This is a genomic window from Nitratiruptor tergarcus DSM 16512, assembly GCF_027946175.1.
GTDB lineage: Bacteria > Campylobacterota > Campylobacteria > Campylobacterales > Nitratiruptoraceae > Nitratiruptor > Nitratiruptor tergarcus.
In genome coordinates this window covers 1,101,904-1,125,749 of record NZ_AP026671.1, presented here as the reverse complement: position 1 = coordinate 1,125,749, position 23,846 = coordinate 1,101,904, and the positions used below count along the sequence as shown (strand labels likewise).

At 29.9% G+C, this 23,846-nt stretch carries 23 protein-coding genes and 1 CRISPR repeat array; of the genes, 16 read left to right on the top strand and 7 right to left on the bottom strand.

The annotated features are described in order from the left end of the window. Positions 1-7: 7 nt before the first annotated feature. Entirely contained in the window at positions 8-1,369 is a 1,362-nt protein-coding gene (locus NITER_RS05870; RefSeq protein ID WP_084275422.1) for an OprD family outer membrane porin, read from the bottom strand. A gap of 211 nt (positions 1,370-1,580) precedes the next feature. Here NITER_RS05870 and NITER_RS05865 point away from each other — a divergent pair, with 211 nt between their 5' ends. Further along, a complete protein-coding gene (locus tag NITER_RS05865) occupies positions 1,581-3,005 on the top strand; it encodes a DUF2357 domain-containing protein (protein WP_084276574.1) in 1,425 nt (474 codons plus the stop codon). A gap of 18 nt (positions 3,006-3,023) precedes the next feature. Then, positions 3,024-5,201, top strand: coding sequence for an MrcB family domain-containing protein (locus NITER_RS05860; RefSeq protein WP_084275423.1), 2,178 nt, complete (start codon positions 3,024-3,026; stop codon positions 5,199-5,201). Between the two features lie 63 nt (positions 5,202-5,264). Here the strand turns inward: NITER_RS05860 and NITER_RS05855 are convergent, their stop codons facing one another. From NITER_RS05855 to NITER_RS05845, 3 genes are read right to left on the bottom strand one after another with little or no spacing between them, the layout of a single operon-like run. Then, complete coding sequence (locus tag NITER_RS05855) at positions 5,265-5,909, bottom strand: response regulator transcription factor (protein WP_084275424.1); 645 nt, start codon at positions 5,907-5,909, stop codon at positions 5,265-5,267. Further along, entirely contained in the window at positions 5,906-7,507 is a 1,602-nt protein-coding gene (locus NITER_RS05850) for a cache domain-containing protein (protein WP_084275425.1), read from the bottom strand. Before NITER_RS05850 ends, NITER_RS05855 begins: the two co-directional genes overlap by 4 nt. Beyond that, on the bottom strand, positions 7,504-7,899 hold the full coding sequence (locus NITER_RS05845) for a thioredoxin family protein (protein WP_084275426.1): 396 nt from the start codon (positions 7,897-7,899) through the stop codon (positions 7,504-7,506). Before NITER_RS05845 ends, NITER_RS05850 begins: the two co-directional genes overlap by 4 nt. Before the next feature lie 172 nt (positions 7,900-8,071). Here NITER_RS05845 and NITER_RS05840 point away from each other — a divergent pair, with 172 nt between their 5' ends. Continuing rightward, on the top strand, positions 8,072-8,437 hold the full coding sequence (locus NITER_RS05840; RefSeq protein ID WP_084276575.1) for an HIT family protein: 366 nt from the start codon (positions 8,072-8,074) through the stop codon (positions 8,435-8,437). Next, positions 8,427-8,996, top strand: coding sequence for a hypothetical protein (locus NITER_RS05835; protein WP_143779631.1), 570 nt, complete (start codon positions 8,427-8,429; stop codon positions 8,994-8,996). Before NITER_RS05840 ends, NITER_RS05835 begins: the two co-directional genes overlap by 11 nt. 244 nt (positions 8,997-9,240) lie before the next feature. On the opposite strand, the gene NITER_RS05830 is transcribed toward NITER_RS05835, so the two are convergent. The 3 genes from NITER_RS05830 to cas2 form a co-directional block, all read right to left on the bottom strand. Then, on the bottom strand, positions 9,241-9,486 hold the full coding sequence (locus NITER_RS05830) for a hypothetical protein (RefSeq protein WP_084275428.1): 246 nt from the start codon (positions 9,484-9,486) through the stop codon (positions 9,241-9,243). A gap of 269 nt (positions 9,487-9,755) precedes the next feature. Further along, positions 9,756-10,338: a CRISPR direct-repeat array (repeat unit 37 nt; unit sequence GTCTCAATCCCCTTAAAATCGGGTCTAATAGGTAAAT). Between the two features lie 391 nt (positions 10,339-10,729). Then, complete coding sequence (gene cas1, locus NITER_RS05825; protein WP_159445315.1) at positions 10,730-12,865, bottom strand: CRISPR-associated endonuclease Cas1; 2,136 nt, start codon at positions 12,863-12,865, stop codon at positions 10,730-10,732. Further along, on the bottom strand, positions 12,846-13,118 hold the full coding sequence (cas2, locus tag NITER_RS05820) for a CRISPR-associated endonuclease Cas2 (RefSeq protein WP_084275430.1): 273 nt from the start codon (positions 13,116-13,118) through the stop codon (positions 12,846-12,848). The genes cas1 and cas2 overlap by 20 nt, the downstream gene beginning before the upstream one ends. A 65-nt stretch (positions 13,119-13,183) precedes the next feature. On the opposite strand from cas2, the gene cas6 reads away from it, so the two are divergent. The 12 genes from cas6 (at position 13,184) to NITER_RS05760 (ending at position 23,835) form a co-directional block, all read left to right on the top strand. Continuing rightward, positions 13,184-13,999, top strand: coding sequence for a CRISPR system precrRNA processing endoribonuclease RAMP protein Cas6 (gene cas6 / locus NITER_RS05815; RefSeq protein WP_084275431.1), 816 nt, complete (start codon positions 13,184-13,186; stop codon positions 13,997-13,999). Beyond that, positions 13,996-16,449, top strand: coding sequence for a type III-A CRISPR-associated protein Cas10/Csm1 (cas10, locus tag NITER_RS05810; RefSeq protein ID WP_084275432.1), 2,454 nt, complete (start codon positions 13,996-13,998; stop codon positions 16,447-16,449). The genes cas6 and cas10 overlap by 4 nt, the downstream gene beginning before the upstream one ends. A 2-nt stretch (positions 16,450-16,451) precedes the next feature. Next, a complete protein-coding gene (gene csm2 / locus NITER_RS05805; RefSeq protein WP_084275433.1) occupies positions 16,452-16,973 on the top strand; it encodes a type III-A CRISPR-associated protein Csm2 in 522 nt (173 codons plus the stop codon). 12 nt (positions 16,974-16,985) lie between these two features. Next, positions 16,986-17,762 (top strand): type III-A CRISPR-associated RAMP protein Csm3, encoded by a 777-nt coding sequence (csm3, locus tag NITER_RS05800; RefSeq protein WP_084275434.1) that lies wholly within the window; start codon positions 16,986-16,988, stop codon positions 17,760-17,762. Beyond that, entirely contained in the window at positions 17,749-18,675 is a 927-nt protein-coding gene (csm4, locus tag NITER_RS05795; RefSeq protein WP_084275435.1) for a type III-A CRISPR-associated RAMP protein Csm4, read from the top strand. Before csm3 ends, csm4 begins: the two co-directional genes overlap by 14 nt. After that, positions 18,665-19,648, top strand: coding sequence for a type III-A CRISPR-associated RAMP protein Csm5 (gene csm5, locus NITER_RS05790; RefSeq protein WP_143779632.1), 984 nt, complete (start codon positions 18,665-18,667; stop codon positions 19,646-19,648). The genes csm4 and csm5 overlap by 11 nt, the downstream gene beginning before the upstream one ends. Further along, positions 19,645-20,766, top strand: coding sequence for a hypothetical protein (locus NITER_RS05785; RefSeq protein WP_084275437.1), 1,122 nt, complete (start codon positions 19,645-19,647; stop codon positions 20,764-20,766). The genes csm5 and NITER_RS05785 overlap by 4 nt, the downstream gene beginning before the upstream one ends. Before the next feature lie 280 nt (positions 20,767-21,046). Further along, the gene (locus NITER_RS05780; RefSeq protein ID WP_084275438.1) at positions 21,047-21,325 is read left to right on the top strand and encodes a hypothetical protein; all 279 of its coding nucleotides are present in this window, start codon (positions 21,047-21,049) and stop codon (positions 21,323-21,325) included. Continuing rightward, on the top strand, positions 21,325-21,693 hold the full coding sequence (locus tag NITER_RS05775) for a type II toxin-antitoxin system VapC family toxin (protein ID WP_084275439.1): 369 nt from the start codon (positions 21,325-21,327) through the stop codon (positions 21,691-21,693). Before NITER_RS05780 ends, NITER_RS05775 begins: the two co-directional genes overlap by 1 nt. Before the next feature lie 116 nt (positions 21,694-21,809). Then, positions 21,810-23,036, top strand: coding sequence for a TIGR02221 family CRISPR-associated protein (gene csx2, locus NITER_RS05770; protein ID WP_084275440.1), 1,227 nt, complete (start codon positions 21,810-21,812; stop codon positions 23,034-23,036). Then, a complete protein-coding gene (csx20, locus tag NITER_RS05765) occupies positions 23,033-23,413 on the top strand; it encodes a CRISPR-associated protein Csx20 (RefSeq protein WP_084275441.1) in 381 nt (126 codons plus the stop codon). Before csx2 ends, csx20 begins: the two co-directional genes overlap by 4 nt. Beyond that, entirely contained in the window at positions 23,410-23,835 is a 426-nt protein-coding gene (locus NITER_RS05760) for a hypothetical protein (RefSeq protein ID WP_084275442.1), read from the top strand. Before csx20 ends, NITER_RS05760 begins: the two co-directional genes overlap by 4 nt. Positions 23,836-23,846: the final 11 nt, after the last annotated feature.

The following is a 23,846-nucleotide window of genomic DNA, read 5'->3' as shown; positions in this document are numbered from 1 at the left end:
CTGCTCCTTAGAATGTGTAGTTGACGATGAAACGGTATTCGTTCCAGCCAAGATCGTTGCCATCACTCTTTTCAAGGAATTTTCTTGGGAAATTGCCTCGAAATCGAAGTTGAAGGTTCTTTACAGCTTCAGGATAGTAGATAAAATCAAATCCCGCTTCTGTTGCAGTCCAGCTGTGTGCATAAGCTGCTGAATCAGTTGCAAGTGAGTTGTTTTTACCTACATCAAAAGAGGTGTAGTAAAAGGCAGTTTTGAGATTGACTCCATACTCACTCCATTTATATGCGGCTGCAACTTTCCAAGCATCGGTATCGGCAAAGAATTGATGTCTTGTTACCATGCCTTGCGTAAATGCCGGCATACCTCCCCAAGGAGTAATGATTCCACCATTGAGAGCTGCATTAGTGCTATCATCTGTGGTAGAGTAGGCTGCATATGCACTGAGTGTACCATATACTAAACCAGCCTTGATTGCAAAGTAGTTGCTGTCTACTTTACCGGCAAGCTCGTCGCCTACCTCTTGCTCATTGATATATTGTGCTGCGATAAAAGGTTTTATATCACCTTCAAGAGCTATTTTGTAGTCAGCTTGGATATAGAGTGCATTGAGAATGTCATGTGCATAGTAGTCCCAGACTTGAAGGCTAAGGTTTTGTATTCCTTTATAAATAATTGCTGCTGCAGTGACTCCATCTGTATCTTGTCCAATTGCGTAGCGACCCATATCCAAAAAGTGTCCTACTACACCTGTTTGCGTAGGATTGAGATATCCTGCACCATACCCCGCTGTAAGAGCCAAAGCAGGTAGTGTTGGGATACGATACTGATTGTAAAATGTTCCAGGCGCCTCTTTTGTTACATGGGCAGCAACGAGCGTAGTGTCTGGCAAATCGGTATTTGTTAGTACATAGGCTTCAAAGAGGCTTGGAATCATTCTTGCATCATCAGCTGCTGCAAGAGGAGTATTGAGTTTTTGCCTTCCTACTTTGAATGTGGTTTTGCCAATTTGGTATTTGAGATAAGCTTCTCCTACAAAAGCGTATCCCTCACCCTTATCGCCAAGAATGGAAGTATTGAGTTTGCCGCTTGAAAATGAGTGATTGAGTCCAAAGTCACTGTCACTGTAGAGCCCAACTCCTAAACTAACTCCCTTAAATGAAGCAGTTTCGTAGTGAAGATCAAGACCTGTAGCAAAAGCGTCTATATTTTTTTTTGAAATGCTTCCTTGCCAGTGTCTATCTATATAGAAGAGACGTATATGGCCTTTGAAGTTGCCATTTGTGAAGGCTTCTTGTAGTGTTGTAGCCTCACTAGCATAGCTAAGAGTAAGCAGTGAGCTTGCAACAAATGAGAGTGCAATTTTTTTCATATCTGCTCCTTGAGAAGTAGTTCAAACTATATTGTAAGGAGCAAACGTAGCATAAACGTAGCAAAATTTACGAGATAATGATAGGTTGAGATTTTAAATTTCTAATATTATAATAGAAATAGGACTTCACAAGGTAAAAAATAAAATTTGCGTAAGGAGGTATCACTTTGAACAAGAAATATTGTTTCCACTTAAAGACGAATTTAACGATATGAAAATTCATTTTGCAGAAAAACAACTTGAAATAAAAAAAAATGAAATTAAAATAGAAGATAAATTAAATTTCTTACAACAAAAAGAGCATATTGAAATCTATGGAAATTTTATAATTTTTAAAAATTTCACAGGGATTTTTGAAGTAAATGGTGAAAAATATCTTATTATTCCAGAAAAATTAATTGAGCATTTTGGATTAATAGATGAGACTAAAGAACCTGTACCTAATTTCGAAGATAAATATTATAAACAATTTGAAAAATTCTTGAAATACATCCTAAAAGAGCTTTCTAAAGAAAACTTATTTTATACATTAAGCTTATCTCATTTTTCAGTAGAAGAAAGTTATCTGAATGAAAGCAAAATTTTCAAACTGCTTTTACTTTTGGAAAAGAAAGAAGAGTTAATTAGTTCTTTACATTTGATTTTGTCGAATCCACACAGAAAATTATTTGTATATGAAACTTATAAAAATCTAAATGAAGTAAGCTGTATAGATCCGGATGTAATTGTCAATATAGCTCAAAATCCAGAAAGGTTATACGAAACTGAAAACGGAATAATTGAATATAAAAATAAAAAATATTCTCCTATGGCAGTTTTACAATATGAAACAGAAGAAACTTTTGACACAATAGAAAATAGATTTATTAAATACTTTTTAAAAGAATTAGAGTTTGTGTTATCCACAGATTTAAAGGAGTTTATGTTTTTATCAGAAATACGAGAACTAAAAAACGACATAGAATATGCACTTCTATCAGATATATTTTCAGATGTTGGAGAGCTGAACTATTTTCCTTCAAATTCACAGGTGTTAATGAAAAGATCAGGATACAGAGAAGTTTTCCAGATTTATAGATTATTGCATTTATCATTTGTTCCAAAAATCTTTGAAGATTTAGACATGGCATTTTCTTTAAAAGATATGGCAACTTTATGGGAGTATTATGTTTTAACTACGATCTTAAAAGAATTTAAAGACAATTTTGGAGGTTATGAAGTTGAAATCAATTTTGAAGAAAAGATAGAACAAGGAACTATTTATGAGTATGCAAAATTTAAGTTTAATAATGGATTAATTTTGCAATATCAACCAACCAAATGGAGTTATTCGAATCTTAAATTTAGACCGGATATCTATATAGAGTATAAAGAACATAGATGTATTTTTGATGCTAAATTTAGATTTTTTGAAGATAATAAAAAAGATATTTTACAAAATATGCATTATTATAAAGATGGAATAAAAACACAGTTTGCTATTGCTGTTTGTTTAGGAAAAAAGAACAAAGAAGGAAAATTTTGGAAAGTAAACAAAGATAAAAAACTAATAAATTCTTTTTTTGAATTTATAAAAGAAAATAAAGAAAAATTAGAAGGTATTGGGTATTTAGATTTAAAGTTAGAGATGAAATAATAAGCTTAAGGATAGAATATGAGCAGAATTGCATTAGGTGGAGCTGTTGAAAAAGAATCATCCATTAATGAAATGATAAAAGAAATCGATGAATTTTTAAATAAAAATAAAAAAATATCTCTTTGGTGGAGTTATCCAATAAAACATTGTAAAGAGGATTATGAGAAAGAAAAGCCTTTTTGGTTTTATTTATATCAAGATAAAAGTTTAAAAGCAAGATATAGAGTTATAGATTTTAAGACAAAAGAAGGTGATGAAGGAATAGAATGTCCACAAGAATGGGAGAAATATTTATTAAATAAAACGTGGGCAAAGAAAAAAAGATTATCTGGAAAAAGAAGTGAAATCTTTAAAACTTGGTTCTTAATTGATAAAATCGAAAAATTAGAAAATGAAATATCAATAGATGATTTAATAAGTTTTTGTAACCAACCTGTTAGTACAAATAGATTAGTAGGTAGTTTTTTATATATTTATGAACCTCTCTTTTCAAAAAATAATATGAAACAATTAATAAAAAAATTTATAAAAGAATCTATTGAAAAAAATACTTTAGGAACCAAAAATTATAAAACCTATTATGAAGGATTAGAAACTAAAGTTAGTTTTGGACAAGGACAACAAGCTGATATATCTTGGATGGCATTCTTAAGATTTAATCAGACAGTATCGAAAGGAATATATCCCGTAATTTTATTTAATAGAAAAGATTGCTTAGTTTTAGCTTATGGCGTATCTGAAACAGAAAATTCAGAAATAAAGTGGCCAGATGAAATAATTAATAATTATAAACAAATCAAAGAAACAACTTGTGAATGCAATTTATCAAAAATAAAAGAAAAATATCCTAATTCTTATTTGAAAAAATGTTATAAATTAGAAGATGGTAAATTAAAAGAAGAACAATTAGAAGATGTGTTGAATAATTTAGATGAAATAATAAAATCATACATTGCTACATTTTCATCAAAACCACCTTCACCAACAAATGAAATAAATTGCTTTGAAAATTCAAATCTAAAGCTTGACCCTTATATTAAAAACTCTTTTTATAACTCTTTGAAAACAAAAGGCTTTGTAATCCTTGCAGGGCTTTCTGGAACAGGAAAAACAAAAATATTCGAAGAGTTTGTGAACTGTTTTCCAAATGCAGAAAATAATTTATTCTTCCCCATTCGCCCTGATTTTAAAGATACAAAATCGCTACTTGGATTTTATAACCCACTAAAAAATCAATACCATTCTACCCCTTTATTAGATTTTATTGTAGTAGCTTCGAAGAATTATTTAGAAAAAGGCAAAAATGCAGACCCATTTTTTGTATTATTTGATGAGATGAATTTGGCAAAAGTTGAGTATTATTTTGCAGACTTTTTGTCAGTATTAGAAGTTAAAAGATTTGATAATGAAAATGAAACGCAGAGAAATCATAGTTTTCAAAAATTTTTAGTTACTTTGGGAAAAAATACTTCCTCTTTAAATGAAGAAAACTATAACTTTACATCTCAAAGTATAAAGCTTCATAATGAAGATATAAATGACACTCCAAAAGAGTTGTTTTTACCACCAAACCTTTATTTCGTTGGAACTGTAAATATTGATGAAACTACCCACATGTTTTCTCCAAAAGTTTTAGATAGAGCATTTACAATAGAGTTTAACGTTGGAAGTTTTGAGGATTATTTAGAATTTTTACAAGAAAATTTTGATAATAAAAACTCAGTTACAATCGGAAATCTCAAAGAAGATTTTATAAATAATGGCGAATTTGCTGTTGTTGACAAGCAAAAGATAAGAGAGTTTTTGGAAAGAGAAGAAAATAGAAAATATTTAGAAATTCTAGAAAAAATGAATAATACTTTGAGGAAATATAACCTTCACTTTGGATATCGTGTCTTTGATGAAATCATAATGTTTTTATATAACTCTCAAGATTCACAATTTAAATTTGATAACCCAGAGGAAGCTTTTGATTTAGCTGTAAAAATGAAAGTGCTGCCAAAACTCCATGGAACTAGGCAAAAGTTAGAAAAACCAATTATTAGTTTATTAAAACAATTCGAAATTGAGAGTCCTGAAGAAAAAATCAAAGAAGGAATCCCGCAGATAAAAGAAATTCGTTATAAACATACAGTCCAAAAATTATTAGAAATGCTTTATAAATTGAAAATACAAGGATTTGCAAGTTTTATGTAATTTGTTAATGGAGTATAAGAAATCGTTCATAAGTTTTTGTCATTGAATATCTAATATCTCAAACTATTTATCTATTTTGTATCCAAGTCCTCGTACATTAATAATAAAATCTTCCTTGAGCTGTTTTTTGAGTCTACTGATTTCTGCTCTAATTGTGGGATTATCCACAAACTCCTCTGTATATACATATTCGCGAAACATATCGTAATTGACCACGATGCCTCTATTTTTTGCTAAGAGTTCGATGATTTGCTGCTGTCTTTTGGAAAGGGTTACAGGGGTATTATTGAAAAAGAGCGTTTTTTGCTCAAAAGAGTAGCTGTAGCTTTTTGAAAGAACGACATGGGATTTGTCTTGGATGGCAAGCTTTTCTATGCGAAGCTCCAACTCTTTGAGATGAAAGGGCTTTTTGATGTAGTCTTTGCATCCAAGTTCAAAACCTTTTGTAATATCTTCAATATCTGTGAGAGAAGAGATGAAAATAACTGGAGTATAGCGCTTGTGTTCTTTCAAAAGCTCCATCAAAGTAAATCCATCGATATCGGGAACGTTGATATCAAGGATTAAAAGATCATAAGAATTGTGTTGAATAAGATCGAATGCCTGCTGTCCATCGTATGCAGTTGTGACCTGGTGTCCGATCTTTTCAAGGTAGCGCTCTATCGAATCGCACAAAATTATCTCATCTTCCATCAAAAGTATTTTCATTGTCTCTTCCAAATATAGCGAAATATATTATATTTTCCATCATTGTCTACTTCAATGGTGCAACCGTTTTTATCGCAGATCTCTTTAACAAGGGCTAAGCCTAGTCCAAATCCACCTTTAGCTCTATCTTCTCTGTAAAACTGCTTAAAGATAGCCTCTTTATCTTCTATTTTTTTTGACTCAGTCCAAAACTCGAGTACTATTGTATCTTTTTTATAGAGTTTGATAGTAATAGCTGTATTGATATGGGAGTATTTGATAGCATTGGAGAGATTGTTGTCTATGATGCGTTGTAACTCTATCTCGTTAATAAAAAGAGTGATATCTGGCTCAATCTTAGTGATAAAGCGTAGATGATTCCCTTTGGCAACTTCAGTAAAAAACTCCACTCGTTGCTCTAAAAATGATGAGACATCAATGAAGCCCTTTTTATATTCGACTCTATCTTTTTTCAGTAGATATGCCAGATCATTATAGATATTGTGGATGATTTTGATACCAGATTCAATATTGGTAAGCTCTTGGTTTTTGATATTTTCCATTTTTAAAAGATCGATATTTGTAAGAATGATGCTTAAAGGTGTATTGATCTCATGAATGGCGGTTTTTAAGAAACGATCTTGATCGTGAAGGAGCTTTTCTGTAAACTCTTTACTTCTTTTAAGCTCTTCGTTTTGTTGGTTGAGTTTTTGTGTCTTTTGTAAGACTTTGAGTTCAAGTGTTCTATTGAGCTCTTGCAGCTTTTTTGTTCTATCTTTGATGATTTTTATCATTTTGTTGGTATAGCCTGCTATCTCTTTAAATTCATTAAATAAAAGATCTTGGGCATAGATATAGGTTCCATGGTTAGCAGCATCCTGTGTTCGTATTTTAATCTTTTGCAGTGAGCGCTCAATGAGATTGGAGGTGTAGCGTAAAATTACGAATGTAGCAAAAAAGAGCATAAAAGAGAGTGTGAGAATGTTGATGATGTACTTCACCATTTTGTCTCGGTAGGCTAGCTTTTTTTGGCGAATCATCTTTTCAATTTCATCGAGATATACACCGGAACCTACCATCCAATTAAATGGTTTATATGCTTTTGCATAGCTTATCTTTGGAGCAAGAGTATTTGTGGTTGGTTTGTTCCAGTAGTACTGTACAAATCCCCCATCAGGCTTTTTTGAGACTTCAATAAGCTCTTTTATCACTTTTTTCCCAGTAGGATCAGTAAAGTTGATGAGATTTTTACCTTTATTTTGTTTTAAAATTGGATCTGCAACATTTATTCCGTCAAATGTATAGATAAATATATATCCTGTGCCATCTCTTTCGTTTCTCATATACTCTATAGCATCGATTATCTCCTTTTGGAGTTGTGCGAGGGGTTTGTTTGGAGCTTCATGGTGTTTGTAAGATATATAGCGAAGGGCGCGAAGCGTCTCTTTTTTGACGAGCTCTTTTTGTTTATTGATGAAATTTTTTTCAAAAAGAGCAATCTCCTTTTTAAATTCATTGTACTCTTCATATACAATCAATGCAGTAAAAAGTGTAACAAAAAGAATAAAAAGACCAAGTGTAAAGAGCTTTATACTTTTAAAACTGATCCTCTTAATCATTTATGCAAAGTTCGCTCAATATCTTTTAAATCACTCCAAAAATCCTCTTTGGACCAGTAGCCAATGATACGTTTAATGACCTTTTCTTTTTGAATGATGTAAATTGTTGGTACATATCTTGGATAGAGTTTATCAGGATAGTCGCTAGTGTCGCGATCAAGTTTGACAGCTATGAAATATTTCTTGATAAAATCGATGATTTTTGGATCTTTAAGTGTTGTAGTTTTCATTTTATGACACCACTGACAGGGGGGATTGAGTCGTTCAATAAAGACAAAAAGAGGTTTGTTGGTTGCAAGTGATTCTTGGTATGCTTTATTGAAATCTGTATACCAATTGATAGAGGCAAAAAGTGTAAGAGATGCTAATATAAGTATCAATATTTTTCTCATTTTTTTCCTTTGTAGCTAAGATTGTAATTAGGGTTCATGTTACAATAAAAAGTGTAATAGATATTACTTAAAAAGATATTAAAAAGAAAAAATGTTATATTTAATTTTTAAAAACTTTTTGCTCCCTATGGAGAAAGTAAAAGCGAAGAGATTGTTGAAAAGAGGAGTTTGGATGATTTATGAAAATGAGTATATCACTATTGAAAGTGAGCCTGGTGAAGTTCCGTGGCTGAAAATTTTCGCCAAAAAAAGATGCAAAGAGATGAGCGAGTGCGATGAGAAGACTAAAGAGGCAATCTACAAAGCTTTAGAGATTGTAGAAAAAGAGATGATAGACTATTTTAAGCCAGATAAAATTAATATCGCCTCCTTTGGCAACTATGTGCCGCAAGTCCACTGGCACATACAGGCAAGATTTGAAAATGACAGCTTCTTCCCAGAGCCTCTTTGGGGCAAGAAGCAGCGAGAAGGCAATGTGCAGATCCCTTCGATGGAAGAGTTTATTAAGAGGTTAAGAGCAAAACTTGATGCAATCTAAAGTTGGAAAGTGTCCAAAGTGCGGTAAGGCTGTTGTAGATAGAGGAAGCTTTTATGGGTGCGCTGGATTTGTAAAAGGGTGTGACTTTAGCATCGGCAAAAGCTCCCTGTCTCATCTTGGACACCCAACTATCACTCCCAAAGAGATGCGAGCACTATTGAAGGGTTCAGTCCAACTCTCTTTTAAAATAAGTAGTGGCATTGAGCGTCTCTTTTGGGTGGAGCTTGTGCAAAAAGCTAGCAAATTTTTACCACAAGTCGATTTTACAGCAGGTATTGCAGCAGAATCACTTGGGAGTTGCCCAGTGTGTGGAGCGGATATAGTGGAGTATCCACTAAGTTACGGATGTAGTAAATGGGAAGAGGGGTGCGAGTTTGCTATATTTAAAGATAGTATCAAAAAATTTGGAGGCAAAATGCTAACCAAAAAAGATGCAAAAGAGCTATTAAAAAATGGGCAAATAGAAGTCAAAATCCGAGGGTTTGATAAAAAAATGAAAAAAGTGAATCTTTTACTTGATAGTGAATTTGGATGTAGAATGGATTTTAAAAATCGTTAGCAATGAATATTTGGGTCAGCTACTCCCCCGCCTTTAGGCGTGGGGTAGCTGACTACTTTTTAAAAGATCCAATATGGGCGTATATGCAAGCTTGTTTGCATAACCTACGCCAGGTTTATAGCCTATGCCATAGGCTGTTATTACCTGAACCCCCCAAAAAAAATACATGGGGAGTATGTCAAGAGAACATAATCGCCACATAGATCCAAAGGCGTATGAAAGTTCATATATATACCCAAAATTCTCAATGACTAAAATGGTCTCCACCTTTCATGTTTTCTGCCCACATCATAGCCAAGCCTCCAATGATTATACACGCGAAACCCACTAAAGCATATCCCAAAACCATCATGATCGCATCACCTATATCCAAACTTTTATTGATAAAAGCATAAGCCATCACAATGGCACTCACGAAGAAAAAAGTTCTCCAGACAAACATTGCCACAAAAGCGCTGGCGCCTCCTAACAAATAGAGAAATTCTCGCATTTTGTATCCTTTCTTTTTTTGAAAGGATACATCTTGAAAGCGTCATAAATTGTCTATAAGATATATTTTTAAAAATAGACGTCTTACCATCCTGAGCTTTTCTCTTCGTCATCCTGAACACAAGCGAAGGATCTATCTTAACCACAAACTTATTAATCGGGTCTAATAGGGGAGAGCCGTAAAGAAAAAGCCAACTGCTTGGCTTTTTCAGGCTCGCACGGCGAGCGTTTATGGGAGCGTAGCGACCATAGCCTACGCCCGGTTACCGAAAAAAAATCCCCTTAAAATCGGGTCTAATAGGTAAATACGCCAAAGCCCCCTCTTACGGGAACGATTTTAGCGAAGGTCTCAATCCCCTTAAAATCGGGTCTAATAGGTAAATCTTAATGAGATTTACGGAGATGTTAAGGTTGCGGGTTTTGAGTCTCAATCCCCTTAAAATCGGGTCTAATAGGTAAATGACAATAAATTTGTACATCACCGACTACAATATTAAAATTAAGTCTCAATCCCCTTAAAATCGGGTCTAATAGGTAAATTTATTTTAGTTGGGAACCTTACCCGGGACATGGAAGTAAAGTGTCTCAATCCCCTTAAAATCGGGTCTAATAGGTAAATAGTAAAAATGAGAGGCGAAGCAGTGTTATTCTTTTTAAAGTCTCAATCCCCTTAAAATCGGGTCTAATAGGTAAATAGTGAATTAGTAAAGCCCGACATTAAAGGGCTTTTCAAATGTCTCAATCCCCTTAAAATCGGGTCTAATAGGTAAATAGAGGGTAAAGGTGAGAGAAAAGAGTCTCTTAGAGACTCTTTCTGTCTCAATCCCCTTAAAATCGGGTCTAATAGGTAAATAACCCAAATAACGAGACTTTTTAAAAACTTACCTTTTTAAAACAAGCGAGTTTTCAAATATCCAAAAAATACTAACATCTATTAAGATATCATATGTAAAAATTGCTTAATTTTAACTTAAAGCCCCTAAAATAAGGGATTTTTGACTTTAAAAAAGTTCTAACATTGAAAAAAAATTATTGTGAAAATGTGATGTTAGAAGTCTGCAAATAATATAGCCCATAAAATAAGGCTTTTTAAACTTAAAATTAGCTAAAAGTTCTAACATCTGCTGATGAATACTTAATAATCCCTGAAATCAGAACTATCAGAAAAAGTAATAATTCCATAAAATGGTAATTTTTGCTTTCAATCTTATCTTATGATTATGAAAAAAGTTCTAATATTGTTTTTAATATTTTGCTATAAAAAATGTATGGTTTGGATCTTCATTTTCTATTGCTTTTTTGAGCGCATTAGCTTCAAAATAGATGAGATTGAGATAGGTGGTTTTGCCAAATTTTGTTTTGGTGAATGATGCAAGACGCTCCTGGATATTTTGGATAATGAGTTTGAGTGAATTTGAAGTAAGCCTACCATCTTTTTGTTTTATTGTTTGGTTTTTGGTGATTATTGAGATGATTTCTCGATCTACTATAGGTTGACGGAAAGGCTCTATCATATCAAAAACCAGTGTAGGCTTGCGGTAATCTGTGACGTGTAAAAAAGAGTAATAGATATTTAATCCTTCTTTGATAAGAGCTGCTTGGATTCTGTTATAGAGTATTGCATAGCCATAATTTAGAGCTTGATTTATTGGATCTTTGGAATCTTTGTGAGTTCGCTGGAAATATGGTAAATTGGTAATAAGTTTAAAGCCATTCCAGTAGAGTTGACTAATCTGTGCTTCTATGCCCATAATGGTTTTGCTATCTTTTGCATTTTTGATTTTGGGAATAAGAAGAGTGATTTTTTCAATATATTTTTGCAAACTTTCATTTTTTCTTCTTATATTGAAATATTTTAACAAATTCCTTTGATTTTTTGCTTTTGCATAATAAAGATTTTTGGTGTAATGTAAACCTTTTGGGGATAAGATGAGTTTAAGCTGCTTGATATGAAGTTCTTTAGCTATTGTTTTATGATATGTGAGAAGAGCGTATGGTTCATTTTCTGCAATGAAATCTATATCTATTTTTTCTTCGGCGCATTTTTTGATGAGATATGTAGAAAGAGAGCTTCTTGTTGTAAGGATAATGATACGGCGAAGTTTTTTGAACGGGATTCTTTTGATGGGTGCATCGTGGGTTTTGATAGAAATTTTTCCCTGCGAGAAAGAGAGATAGGTTCCTGGTTTTGAGATGATGAGTTCTGTAGTTTTAAGACTATTTTTGAAAAAGTCCCTCTTTTTTTGTTCAATAGTTTTATACGCTGCTTTTTTTGGACTTTTGAGTCTGAGTTGTTCGTATGCATGATTTACCAAATTTATAGGAGAGGTTTTTGTATAGGCAAGAAGAGAAGATAGTTTTTGCAAAAAATCGCTTTTGCGTGTTATGGTTTTATTCTGTTTTGCCTCTATGATTTTTGCTATGATGATCTCATCGGCTCTTTTTTGCAGAAGTTCCAATTGATTTGTATTGTTGATTATCTTTGCATAATAGTTTAAAAATCCTTCAATATGTTCATTAAGTTTTTTAATAGTTTGATCGAGGTCAAGATTTTTTGTCTCTTTTGAGATGGTGGAGATTTTGCTCATAAGTCTTTCATTTTCTATGGAGTAGCTGTTAGTAGGGATGTCAAAAAGTACTCCTAAATATTCAAAAGGTTTGTTTTTATGGGTAATATAGAGTTTATCAGGATGTAAAGAGAGTTTTTCTTGTTGTAATAGTTGATTTATGAAATTTAAAATCTTTTTAGTTTCTTTGTAGGGATTGGCAAAAAAGATCATATCATCAGCAAAACGGACAAACTCTATATTTTCATTTTCGAGTTTCATATCAAACTTGTGCAAATAAATATTGGATAGTAGCGGGCTTAAAACATCACCTTGATAAACTCCTTCAGTTTTGTCAATCCATTGATTATGAAATAGTGAGCCATTTTTGAGGAAAAGAGCGATGAGATATATGATTTTAGGATCTTTGATAATCTTTGAAAGTTTAGCAAGGAGTCTATCGTGATCAATACTGTCGAAAAAATCTTTAATATCGGCTTTGAGTATGAATTCGTAATTTTTTATAATATGTTTAACTCTATTGATGGCTTTAAGAGGCGATTTATTTTTTTGGTATGCATAGTTTCTGTCACTAAATCTCAAAACAGAAGTGAGTTCATCATGCAGGATTTTTTGAATGATTTTGGCTTTTGTATCTGGAACTGAAATCTGGCGCATTCCATTTGAGTTTTTTGGAATAAAAAAACTTTTGTGCGGTGCAAAATTAAAAAAGTTTTTATATGGTATATCAAATCCGGCTCTTTTTGCCTCATATGCAATTCGCTCTTTTGTGAAAATATCTTCAAAAGTTTTATTAAAAATATAGCTCTTCATCTGTAAAGATCCCTTCATTTGAGTGGAGTTTGAAAGATTTTTTTAATACCTCTTTTGTGAGGATATAGACTCTTACATTATCCTCTTTGGAAGTTAGTTTTATTAGGTTTTGAAGAAGTTTTTTGAATTGATGCTTTGGCACTGAAATTTCAAAGACAGAATAGTTGACCCTATAACCATATGAAGAGAGGAGCTTTTCAACTTTGTTTCTTTTTTTGTCACAGCTTATATCATACATTATAAGGGTATTCATAAATTAAGTTTAATATAACTTTTTTGAATGTAAAATAAATTAATTGTAGATTTAAAGGTAAGTTTTTGAACTATTTTAAAATAGATGTAGTATCAAAAGATTTTGCACAATTACCTCCCTTTATAGGCTCCATGCTACGTGGTGCTTTTGGAGTGAATCTCAAAGATGTAGTCTGCATAAATCCCTCTTTTGAATGTTCAACCTGCTTTGCAAAAGAGAATTGTCTTTATTATGAGTTTTATGAAGAGAAAAATAGATTTCACAAGTTTAGATTCGATTTTACACTAAAGCCAAAAAAACTTGATTTTTCCTTGTATCTTTTTAATGAAGCGTGTCAAAAGTATCCGTATGTATTAAGTGCTCTTTATAGGATGCTAACGCAAAAAGGACTTGGGGCAAATAGAAAAAAATATGAGATAGAAAAGATTTATCTAGGTAGTGAGGTTGTGTTTGAAAATGAGTTTAAGAGTATAAAAACAGAGCCAAAAAATTTTAAATGCGACGAATTTTGTCCAAAAGTAAAGATAAGATTTGTAACGCCTCTTAGATTAAAGAGGGAGGGAAAATTTTTGCGACTTAGTGAGCTTGATATAAAGGATATTTTAGTTTCAATTTATAAAAAGAGGCTCTTTTTTGATGGAATTGATGAAAAGATAGAAAATTTTCCAGAAGTAATAAAAAAAGATTTGAGATTTGTTGATTTTGCAAGATATTCCAATAGACAAAAAACAAAAATGAAAATTGGAGGCATAGTAGGAGAAATGGTTGTTGATGGACTTGATAGACAAACGTATGAATTTTTAAAATATGGTGAGATTGTAGGAGTGGGGAAGCTTGGGACATTTGGACTAGGGAAAATTGAAGTAGAGGATGTGAGATGAGAGATGTTGATTTAATTGCACTTGCGGGACTTTTACATGATATTGGGAAGTTTAGACAAAGAACAGGTAAAAAGGATTTAGATGATCATGATATGACTTTTGCTTTATGTAATGAACAAAAATGCTCATATATTCATGCGGCTCATACGAGCAAAGCTATTGAAGAGATGGGATTAGTTGGCATTGAGAATCTAGTTGAGATTGCATCATCTCATCATGAAAATAATTTAAATGATGATAAAAAAATAATTCAACTTGCAGATAGATATGCAAGTGCTGAAAGAAAAGAAGGAGAAAGCTCCAATTTTAAAAAGACTAAGTTAATGTCAATTTTTAGTGAAGTAGCTTTATGTAATGAAAATGAAGAGTTTTTCTTTCCTGTGCAAAAATTTACTTCTAATATTGCTTATCCAAATAGAGAAAAAGAAGATAGTCAAGCACAAGAAAAATATCAACGACTTTATAATGATTTTAAAAAAGATGCCGAAAATTTGCAATTGAACTTTAATAAAGAAGATAATTTTTTAGAGTTTTTAAAAATTAAGTCATTACTTGAGAAATATACAACCTTTATACCTTCTTCAAGCTACAGATCTTATCCAGATGTATCACTGTTTGATCATTTACTTTTAACCTCTGCTTTAAGTGTTGCATTGAAAACAAATAAAGATAAATTTTATCTTATACAAGGTGATTTTACTTCAATTCAGAGTTTTATTTTTTCTAAATTTGGAGAAAGTAATAAATTTTTAGCAAAAATATTAAGAGCAAAATCGCTTTTTGTATCACTTTCAACAGAATATATTGCACTTAAAATATGTAAATTACTTCAAATACCTCCTACAAATATTGTATTAAGTGCTGGAGGAAAATTCACTATTATCGCACCAAAATATGAGAAGGTAAAAGTTAATAATAAAGAATTTACTTTTGATGAATTTATTGAGTATATAAAAGATGAAATAAATAAGCAGTTTGCTACTATAAATTATTTGCAAACAAAATTTGCACTTACTTTTATAGAAGAAAAATATGAGCATTTGCAATATAATAATAAAATATTTGAAAAAGAAAAGAATTTACATTGTCAAAATAGACCTTATAATGCTTCTTGTGTATTTTGGAATTTAGCAAAATCTTTTGAAGAAGAAAAACTAAAATTTGATAGTAATATAGAAGTTTTTGAAGACTATATAGAAGAGTTTAAAAGTAAAGAAAAATGTGATATATGTGGAATTGTGCCAACAACTGAAAAAATAGATGATATTTATATTTGTAAGTTTTGTAAAAAATTTAAAGAAATAGGTGAAAAATTTACGAAGAAAAAATATATTCAAATAGATTTATCAAAAGATCTAATAGATGCATTTGATTTTGTAAATGATATACAAAATCATAATCTAATCTATTTTTCTATGGATGAAAATGATAATTTTGCATATAAAAGAGTTGCTAATTATGTCCCTTTGATAGAAGATGAAAATGATAAAAGATATAAACTTATTGAAGAAAAGTTTGATGAAAGATTAAAAAAAGGAGATGTAAAAAGCTTTTATCATATAGCTGTAGAGGGATTAAAAGAAGAAGATGATGGATTTTATGGACGAAAATATTTGGCTATTTTAAAGGCTGATGTGGATAATTTGGGGCAAATTTTTATATATGGGTTTAAAAAAGGAAAAAATGAAAAAAATGATTATATTCCAATTAAAAGAGTAAAAAATGAAAAAATTTTTGATGAAGCTACATTTTCAAGAATAATGAGTTTATCAAGATTTACAGATTTCTATTTTACTTCAATTTTGAAAAAGAAGATTAAAGAAGAAAAAGAAGAATATAAAAATATTTATACCGTATTTGCTGGTGGAGATGATCTTTTTTTAATTGGCCATTATGAAGAGATTATTGCTTTGCATAAAGAACTTATAATAGATTTTAAAAAGTTCACACAAAATAGTGACTTTCATCTAAGTTATGCAATTAAATTCATATCTGCTAATGTTCCAATAATGCAAATGGCAGAGTTTGCAGAAGAGGATTTAAATAAAGCAAAAGATTTTAATAAAAATAATTCTGTAATTTTTGGAATAAAAGTAAGTAATGAGGAAGTTTTAGAGCTTTATGCATTAGAGGATGAGTTTAAAAAAATGGATTATTTAAGTGAGAGTTTTTTATATAAAGTTTATACTTTCATCGATATGCAACAAACATTAATTTTTTTGCAAAATATGCAAAATGTAAATTCTCAAGTTTTAATAGAAAATGCACGTTGGAAAGCCTTATTTAATTATTATTTAAAAAATAGTGTAAAAGATAAGAATAAATTAGAGCAAGAAAGAAAATGGAATGAAGCTTTGCAAATTGCAGATTGGATAGAAAAGTGGGGCGAGAAGTTAAAAATTCCACTAAATTTATACCTCTATTCTAAGAGAAAATATAAAAAGGATTAAAGATGGAAGGACTTGAAAAAATAAAAAAAGCAATAGAAAAAAAGGATAAAAAAATGAAATGTGGGGATTTTGAATGGGAAGTAAATTATTTTGATGTTGATGGGAAAATTAAAGTAGATTTATTTAGTGATATAGCAGAAAAAATTGTTTTTAAATGTATCAAGTATCTTACTTATGATGATCAAAGTAATAAAAGAAAGATTTCTATAAATCAGATGAGAAAATTTTATAATGAGATTTTAAATTATCAGATTCAAATAAACTCTATAAGTTATAAAGAAAAAAAGTTACAAAAATTTAGAGAACTTTTACCTCTTATAAAGATGGAAAAAGCTAAAGCAAATATTGCCTATCAAAAGAAAAATATGAATACAAATTTTAAAAGATTCATTGATAAAAACATTGATTACATAGTAGAGGGGTATGATAAAGATTTAGAAAAATCGTTGGAAAAATTTACAATTTTTGTTTCTTTATTTGAAGCAGTTATTGCATATGCAAAAGGTGTAATTAATGAAAACTAAAAAGGATGGAAAATGAAACTACAAGAGATTAAACAAATTAGTGGAAAAATAAAAGTATTAACTGGGCTTCATATTGGTGCAGGTAATGATGAAATTAAAATAGGTGGAATAGATACGCCAGTAATTAAAAATCCAATTACAAATGAACCATATATCCCAGGAAGTAGTATAAAAGGAAAAATGAGAACTTTGCTTGAATGGAGACTTGGCACTATTGTAGATGGCTCACCAACAAAAGTGAATAAACCAACTGAAGATAAAAAAGATGATAAATGGATTTATGAAGATGATAAAAAATTAAAAAATTTTAAAATAATCGCTAAAATATTTGGAAATGGTGCAACTATTAAAAATGAAGACATTGCAAAAGATATAGGTCCGACAAAAGTGAGTTTTTATGATTGTTATTTAACAAAAGAGAGTAAAGAACAGCTAATGAGCGTTAATGCATTAACTGAATCTAAATATGAGATTATTATAGACAGGTTTAGTGGAACTGTTAGAAGGGGTGGATTAAGACAGATTGAAAGAGTGCCAGCTGGAGCTGAATTTGAGTTTTATTTAACTTATATGGTATTTAATGAAGATGATAAAAATAATTTTAATTATTTAGCTCTTGGAATGAAACTTTTGGAACTTACTGCACTTGGTGGAAATAGTAGTAGAGGATATGGAAAAGTAGAGTTTTTTGATATTGAAGGGATTGATGAAAAATTTTTAGATAATAAAAAATTAATAGATATTAAAGAAATTGAAAAAGAGTTAGGTTTGGGCAATGAAAATAATTAAGATTGTTTTGAAACTTAAAACACCTTTTATTACTCCATTGCAAAGTGATACAATATTTGGTCATTTTGCTTGGGGAGTAGTTTATAAGTATGGTGAGGGTAAGTTAAAAGAACTATTAAAAAATTTTCAATCAAAGCCTTTTATAGTTTTTAGTGATGGTTTTGATAAAGGAAAATTACCAAAACCTTTTTTATCTTCTTATCTGATTCCGCCAAATTTTATGGATTTAAATAAAAAATATAAAAAAACAAATTTTATCCCTAAAAATTGGATATTTAAAAATATTGATAATTTAACGGATAAAGTAATTTTTAAAAAATTTAAAGAGGAACAATTCAAATATGAAAAAGATAAAAAAACTACTCTTACTTTAAAAAACTCAATTGATAGAAGATTTAATCGAACGTCAAAAGGACTTTATGCAATTAATGAGATTTTTTATATAGAAAATTTTGCAATAGAGATTTATGCAAAGTTTGATGAAGGGCAAATTTCATTAGAAGAAATTAAAGAAGTATTTGAATTTATTGGAATGAGAGGATATGGAAAGGATAAAAGTAGCGGTAAAGGAAAATTTGGAATTGAAATCTTTGAAGATTTTGAAGAGAAAAAGTTTTTTAAACCAAAAGAAAATAGAAATTTTTATTTAAATCTCTCTACAATGTTTAAAGATAAAAAACTTCAACTTTCTTTTGGTAAAAAAATCACCAAATTTCCAAAAAGTGGGGGTTATTTAGCAAGTCATCATCCATTTAAAAATCCTGTAATTATGTTTTTACCTGGAACAAGTTTTTTGATAAAAGAGTTTAATGAAGTTTATGGAACAGCTAAAGAAGAGGTTTTTAATAAAAAAGGCTATTTTCATAGTGGTTATTCAATAGGAATCTATTTTGGAGTCAAAGATGCAAGCTAAAATAAGATTGATAGTTAAAACTCCTATTCATATTGGTAGTGGGGAAGATTATTGGCCTTATGATTATCTAATTACAAATAATAGTGTTAAAATTATTAATGATATAGAGTTTAATAAAAGAGTGTTAAGTGATGAAAAACTTTATCAAAATTTTTTAGAAATTAGCGAAAATTCACAAAAAATTGTTAGTTTCTATAGAAAAAATGCAAAAGAATTTTTAGAAGAGATTAAACTTAAACCAAATGCAAAAGAGTATTTATCAAAAAGGGGAGATATTAGAGCACCGATTAATCAATTTATTAAAGATGTTTATAAAAAAGTATATATTCCCGGAAGTAGTATTAAGGGAGCAATAAGAACAGCAGTTGCAAACTATATTTTTAATCAAAAGTATGAAGATTTAAAAGATATTCAAAATGAAAATAAATTTATGGCTCAAATTTTTTGTAATCAAGATAAATTTGATGCTACAAAAGACTTTTTAAAAGTTTTAAGCATTAGTGATTTAAAACCTGTTAATGTTGAGAAAAATATAATTCAACCTTTCAATAAAGGAAAAGAAGATTTTCAATTAATACCAGTAATATTAGAAGTGGTAAAAAATGGAGAATTTGAAGGAACAATAAATATAAATGAAAATTTATTAAAAAAGATTTCACACGTACCGGAAAATTTTGATTTTGAATTTATCAAAACTTGTTTAAAAGATTATTATCAAAAAATAAACAGTTTTGAGAGAAAAAGAGAGTGGTGGCAAGGTATAAAGATACCAGAATATGAAGAATATTTAATCAAAATTGGTAAACATTCAGGTGCTGGTGCCAAAACAATAGAGAACAAAAGAAAAATAAAAGTTGATGTAAAAGATAAAAAAGGTAAGAAAGTAAAAAAAGATTTTGCTTATCAACTTTCAACTTGGTGTGATGAGGATAAAAATCAATTAGGATGGACTAAGTTGGAGATAAAACCATGAAAATAGTTACTACTGTAGGGACATCTTTGGTAACTAATATTATTAACCCTTTGAGAAATAAATGTAATTTAATACAAAGTGAAAAAGAAGCTCTTGAGAATTTTTCTAAACTTTTTAAGAAGGACTATAGGGAAAAAGAATCTTTTTCTAAAGAGTTTAATGCATTAAAAGATTTTATAAAAGAAAATATTACTTTTGATGAAAAAACTTCAGCAGAAATAAAAAGTCTTATTGCTATACAAAAAAATGAAAAATTTAAAAATTTTTCAATTGATATTGAACTTATTGCTACAGACTCTATATTATCTCCTTTATGTAGCGAAATATTAAAAGAGCTAATTGAGAAAAATAGTAATTATAGAGTCAATTTTGATGAGAAAAATATTATTAAAGATCTGCAAGTTGCAGATTATAAGAGATATAAAAAAGGTTTGATTAATCTTCTTAATAGATTAAATCAAATAGGTTCAAATGGAGAATATTTTGGAGATATGGTGCTTAATGTAACTGGTGGATTTAAAGGTGTGATTCCTTATATGACAATATTTGGACAGGTTAATAAAATACCAATTTTTTATATATTTGAGTTTACTGATGCACTAATAGAAATTCCACAAATTCCAATTAGTATTGATGAAAAACTTTTTGATAAGTATTGGAAAGAGTTTTGTATCATTGACGCAAATTTATTGTTAAATAAAAGTGAATTAAATTATCAATATCTTAAAAAATGTAAAAATTTATTAGAAATAGAAGAGGATATTGTTGCATTAAATCCTCTTGGAAAAATTTTATGGGATAAGTATAAAAGAGAAAATTTTATTTTTTATACTACTGACGATATTTATAATGAGATTAAAAAACAACCACACATAATAGATATTCTTAAAAACAAATTTCAGTGGAACTATCAAAATAAAACTGAATTAAAAAATGGTCACTATGTATATGATAATGGAGATAATCCGTATAGAATTTTCTATTTTGTTAATGATAATAATTTTTATATTTATAAAACTTTTGAAGATCATGATAAATATATAAAATATTTAAATGAAGAAAAAAAGCGAATAATAAAAGATGAATTTTTAAAACAAGTAGAACTTTTTAAAATTTAACAATTATGAAAAAACTCCTCTTTTTCTCCTACAAACTAGTGCCCGAGCAGATTAAAGTAATCAAAGAAAAAGGAATAAGGGATTTTGTTTATCTCCCACAGAGACAACAAATAGAAGGAAAATTTTAAAAAAAATTCTCATGAATTTTATCCATTTGATGGAGATGATAGTAGAAGAGTCTATTGTAACGAAAAAGACAATAAAATAGTTTTGGAAAAAATTGATGACCATTTGAAATAGTTTGTTATAATATATGAAAATATATATGAAAAGGAAAGTTGTGCAAAAATTATCAATTTCTGAGATTCAAAGAAATTTGCATAAATTGGATGAGTATGAAATTATCGAGATTATCGATAAGAAAAAAAATGTAGTAAAAGGATTTTATATTCAAGCGAAATATGCAGATTTAGTAAATGAAATCGAAAAAAAAATAGTACAAATTAAAAAAAATAGAGCAGCAGGAATGTTGAAAAAGTATGCAAATCCAACTTTAAAAGAAAAAGAAGAAGGTGCTTGGCAAGAGTATGTTATGAATAAGTATCGAAAAGTAGATTAATGATAGTAATCGATACTAATATTGTTTTGCGTTATTTGCTGCAAGATGATGCAAAAATGTTTGAAGAAGTGAAAGATATCATCGAAAATCAAGAGATATTAATTTTAGGTGAAGTGGTGGCAGAAGTAATTTATGTTTTAAGAGGTGTATACGATGTTCAGAAAAAAGAGATTGTTGATTCGTTGCAGTTGCTTTTTGAATATCCAAATATCACTCTTTTACCAAAGAAGTATTACATTATAGACGCCCTTAGATTATATACAATAAAGAATTTAGATTTTGTAGATGCATTACTTTGCTCAATGTCACAAGATTATATGATTAAAACATTTGATAAAAAACTGCAAAAATGTGTGGTAAAAAAATAAGATAGTTTGAATAATGGCGAAAATTTTGATTTCATTTATGGGAACTAGTATAAAAAAGTAGGTAGAGATAAATAGGCTGTCCATATTAAGAAAAAAGAGACATTTAAGGCAGAAACATGAAAGAGAAAATACTTATCAGTATACTTGGAAAAGGGCAATATCAAAAAGAAAACCAAAAATATAATTATAGTTTGACATCCTATAAAATAGAAGACAAGATAATTCAAAGTAAATTGGTCGGTGATGCTTTAAGGAGATTATATAATCCTGACAAAATTTTTATTGTAGGAACTGTAGAATCCTTGTGGAATTTGGCTGATGAATATATAAAAGATTATGAAAAGGTAATTATCCCATTTGGAAAAAACAGTGAAGAGTTTTGGAAAATATTTGAAGTTTTAACAAGTTTAGATGTTGATAATAGTGAAATATATTTCGATATTACTCATGGATTTCGCTCCTTGCCTCTTTTTATATCTACTATATTGCAATTTTTTAAAAATTTCAAAAATGCTGAAGTAAAGGGAGTGTATTACGGTATATTTGAAGCCAAAGAGGAAAATATAACACCTATTGTCAATATGCTTCCATTTATCGAACTTAATCAATGGATAGAGTCTGCAAATATTTTTAAAAAATATGGCGATGGCAGAGAAATAGCTCAATTGATTTCTAAAAAAATAAGAGAACATAAAGGAGATGAAGAATATCATCCAATCAGTTCATTGGCGAATAAATTTGATATCTATACAAAAAGCGTCGGTTTTGCCGCTGCTGATATCTATTTAGAAACAATTAAAGAAATTGAAGAGAAATTAGAAAAAGTTGAAAATGTACCTAATGATATAAAATCGTTTTCATTTATAATCGATGAATTGAAAAAAGAAACTAAAAACTTTGATTTCAATTTACCAAAGTGGCAACTCTATCTTATACTATCTGATGTATTGTTTCATAAAAACAGATATGCTCAGGCTCTTACTATTTTACGTGAAACGCTTCATTATTACATTATTGAAGAACTTAATTTATTGGAACAAGGTTATAAAATCCGAGATATTGATTCATCAATAGGATACATATTGAAATATCAGCAGCATTTTTTTAAAAAAGAGTTTATCAAGCTTGTTGAACAAATTAAAGATTTGAGGAATTTGGCCAATCACGCATTCATTGGAGAAAAAGGTGGTAAAAAAAGTCTAAAGAAAAGCATTGAACACCTTCAAAATTATATCAATCAAGCAAATAAAGTTTTACAAGAAGCTCCTATTATAGATAAAAGTAATTTCAAGCTATTTCTTTTAAATGAACTGGAAAAAAAGAAGAGAAAGTATCACAAATGAAAAAATTACTTCTCTTTTTTTCCCACAAACTGATACCTGAACAGATTAAAGCTGCAAAAGAGATGGGAATAGAAGAGTTTGTCTATCTTCCGCCAGATCTTCAAACGCTTTTTTCCAATGTGCCGCCTGATCTTGAAAGTCTGAGAAATTATGCGAAGCCTCTAGTCGATTTTTTGCAAGAGAATACCAAAAAGGGAGATTTTGCTCTCATTCAAGGAGATTTTGGACTTTGTTGCATTCTTGTAAATGAAGCTAAAAAGCTGGGAGTAGTGCCAGTTTATGCTACCACGAAACGTATTGTAAAAGAGAGAAACATTGATGATAAAGTTGCAAAATACTCTGAGTTTCAATTTGTGAGATTTAGGAGATATGAGTGAATCGATATATTCCATTTATTGTATTTATAGTTGTAATCATTAGCGGAATCATTGCAAAAATTCTTAATTCTTATTTGTGGGAAATATATGGGATCTTGGATACAGCAAGCGCTGTTGCTTTGGCAATTTTGGCTGGCTGGGGTTTTATAGAGTTCATAAGAAACGAACAGCCCGTAGAAATCATTTTTGAAATAGATGGAAAAAGGGTCGATACAGGCTTGTCTCTATTGAGGAAGAATTTTACAAGAAGCGAACTTATGGGAATATTGGGGATGATACAAAAAGATCAAGATACAAGATACAAGCTTTCATTTTTTCAGGATAAAAATATGTTAAAAACTCTTCAAGAGACCCAAACAGGCAAGAACAAAGAATTTGTTATCAAAATGAGCAAAAAAGAAGCAGAGCAATTTAAAATTTAAGCAAACAAAGA